1 protein-coding gene is annotated in these 2,544 nt (G+C 67.2%); it reads right to left on the bottom strand.

Annotated features, from left to right (window positions below; genetic code table 11):
- On the bottom strand, positions 1 to 1,646 hold a 1,646-nt coding region (locus tag VNE62_06630), incomplete at its 3' end, for a methylmalonyl-CoA mutase family protein (GenBank protein ID HVE91957.1).
- Positions 1,647 to 2,544: the final 898 nt, after the last annotated feature.

Genomic DNA, 2,544 nt, shown 5'->3' with positions numbered 1-2,544 from the left:
TATTCTCCCCACACCTCGCGCAACGCGTCGCACATTTCCCCGACGGTGGCGTAAGCGCGAACGCAGTCGAGAAGCGGATGCATCGTATTATCGGTCGCGCGGGCGGCTTGCTTCAGCGCATCCAGGGTGCGGCGGACGCGGTCGTTGTCGCGCGTCTTTTTCAGCTCCCGTAACCGCTCGAGCTGCCGTTCCCCGGCCGTCTCGTCAATGTAAAGAATGGGGTGCGGCGTTTCCCCTTCCTGCACGAAGTCGTTGACGCCGACGATGATCTTGTCGCGCTTCTCGACCGCCTGCTGGAAGACATACGACGCCTCGGCGATTTCCTTCTGCGGGAAGCCCTGCTCGATGGCCTCGACCATCCCCCCCATCCGGTCGATGATCTCGAAGTACTCGCGCGCGCCGCGCTCCATGTCGAGCGTCAGGCGCTCGACGAAGTAGGAGCCGCCGAGCGGATCGACCATGTGCGTGACGCCGCTCTCCGCGGCGATGATCTGCTGCGTCCGCAGTGCCAGGGTGGCTGCTTCCGCCGTCGGCAGGGCCAGCGCCTCGTCCAGCGAGTTCGTGTGGAGCGAGTTGGTCCCGCCGAGCACCGCTGCCAGCGCTTGAAGCGCCGTGCGCACGACATTGTTGTACGGCTGCTGGGCGGTGAGGGAGACACCAGCCGTCTGAGTGTGGAAGCGCAGCTTCCAGGACCGCTCCTGCTTTGCCCCGAAACGGTTGCGCATGACGTCCGCCCACAACTTGCGCGCGGCGCGGAACTTGGCGATCTCTTCGAAGAAGTCGCAGTGTGAATTGAAGAAGAAGGAGATCTGCGGCGCGAAGGCATCGACATCGAGCCCGGCATCGATCCCGTACTGCACGTACTCGATCCCGTCGCGGAGCGTGAACGCCAGTTCCTGCAGCGAAGTCGATCCTGCCTCACGGATGTGATAGCCGCTCACCGAGATGGTGTTCCACTTGGGCACCTCGCGGGCGCAGAACGAGAAGATGTCGGTGATCAACCGCATCGATTCGCGCGGCGGATAGATGTACTCCTTCTGGGCGATGAACTCCTTCAGGATGTCGTTCTGGATCGTGCCCGACAGCCGCTGCCAGTCCGCCCCCTGTTTCTCCGCGACGACCAGGTACATCGCAAAGATCATCGGCGCCGGGGAATTGATCGTCATCGACGTGGTGATGTCGGCGAGACTGATCCCCTCGAACAGCCGTTCCATGTCGGCGAGCGAGACGATGCTGACGCCGCATTTACCGACCTCGCCGAGCGAGAGCTCGTGGTCGGGATCGCGACCCATCAACGTCGGCAGGTCGAACGCGACGCTGAGGCCGGTCCCTCCGGCCTTCAGCAGCGTCTTGTAGCGCTCGTTGGTTTCCTCAGGGGTCCCGAACCCGGCAAACTGCCGCATCGTCCAGAGCTTGCCGCGGTAGCCGCTCGGGTGGATGCCGCGCGTGTAAGGGAACTCGCCGGGGTTATTCAGGTCGCGGGTGTAGTCGAGGGATTGAAGATCGTCAGGGGTGTAAAGGCGGTCGATGGTGCGGCCGGAGATCGTGGTGAAGGGCCCCGGACGCTCGGGAGACTTCTGGAGCGCCGGTTCGAGCTGCTCGCGCTCCCAGCGCTGCCTCTCGGTTTCCGCGGTGACGGTCTTCATAGGTGCTTGCATTATAAGCGGATACAGCACCTGAAGAGCCCGCCTCCGCGGAACCCGAGCGAACCCGAAAAGAGCTTAGCGCGCGACGACGCAGACCGCGTAGACGCGAACCGAGACGTTGCTCTGCGTCGCCGACGTCTGGTTGAAGAGTCGAACGTTCCAGGTCCCGGGCGCAGCCACCGTGGTGTATGACGCGGTCGCGACGAGGAACTGCCCCCCACCAACGGCCTCGTATCCACCACCGACCGCAACTTTCCCAGCCGGACACGTTGACGAGGCAATCAGAGTCCCGAACGCGCCAACCGACTGCGCTCCAGTCGCCGGGGTTGGCGTCGCCCAGACCTCATGCCCGCTGACACCGGCAGGGCCTGCAGGACCCGTCGGACCAGCGGGGCCCGTCGCGCCCGGGGCGCCGGGGGCGCCGGGAGCGCCCGTCAGACCTGTGGCTCCAGTCGGGCCTGCGGGGCCGACCGGCCCGACCGGGCCGAATGCTCCCGCGGGACCGGCAGGCCCTTCGGGGCCCATAGCCCCGGTCGCACCCGTCGCGCCCGTGGCACCCGTGGGGCCCGCGGGACCAGCGGGGCCGGCTGCGCCGGTTGCGCCGGTCTCACCCGTGGGGCCCACCGGGCCTGCGGGCCCTGTGGCTCCGGTCGCACCCGTCGCACCCGTGGCCCCTGCGGGACCGGCCGGGCCTGCAGGCCCAACGGGCCCTGCCGGACCGACGGGTCCTGCGGGACCGGCGGGGCCCATCGGACCCTCACGGCCAGGCGTTTCGCGCCCGGCGGGGACAGCCCCCACGGCGAGATTGAACACATCCTGGTGGGTCTGCGAATGCTGGTTTGCCTGCGACTGGCCGCGTGCGACCTTCAGCAGGTACGTCGCCGCCGGGACCGCCCCG

Source organism: Actinomycetota bacterium, from assembly GCA_035536535.1.
Taxonomy (GTDB): Bacteria; Actinomycetota; JAICYB01; order JAICYB01; family JAICYB01; genus DATLNZ01.
This window is presented reverse-complemented; position numbering and strand designations above follow the sequence as displayed.